Consider the following 374-nt stretch of genomic DNA (forward strand, 5'->3'; position numbering starts at 1 on the left):
GATTTTCGATGTGGTCGCCACGCCCGCTGATACGCCGTTGATTCAGGCTGCACGTCGTCTGGGCAAGCGGGTCGTGAGCGGCGACGAGGTAGCCGCTATCCAGGCGCTTGAGCAGTTCGTGCTGTACACCGGCATTCGCCCGACCGATGAGCAGTATCAACAGGCTGCGGCGTTCGCCAGAGCCGGATAGTGGTGGCCTGCGCACAGAGTCGGACGTGCGCGACGGGCATCACTCCAGTCTGGCAAGGCGCTCTTCAAGGGCAGCGACGCGCGCTTCCAGCTCATCAAGACGCTGGCTGGCAGCCGGGTTTGCCGCATTACGCTCAGGCGCGTGTTGTCGGGCTGCAAGCAGCTCTTGCAGATCATCCGGGTCG

2 pseudogenes are annotated in these 374 nt (G+C 63.9%); one reads left to right on the forward strand and one right to left on the reverse strand.

Annotated features, from left to right (window positions below):
• Positions 1 to 190: pseudogene (locus ALO43_RS27065) on the forward strand (shikimate 5-dehydrogenase); the annotation flags it as partial.
• A gap of 39 nt (positions 191 to 229) precedes the next feature.
• Here ALO43_RS27065 and ALO43_RS29745 read toward each other — a convergent pair.
• A pseudogene (locus ALO43_RS29745) lies at positions 230 to 374 on the reverse strand (DUF480 domain-containing protein); the annotation flags it as partial.

Origin of the sequence: Pseudomonas tremae (assembly GCF_001401155.1) — a bacterium.
GTDB classification, from domain to species: domain Bacteria; phylum Pseudomonadota; class Gammaproteobacteria; order Pseudomonadales; family Pseudomonadaceae; genus Aquipseudomonas; species Aquipseudomonas tremae.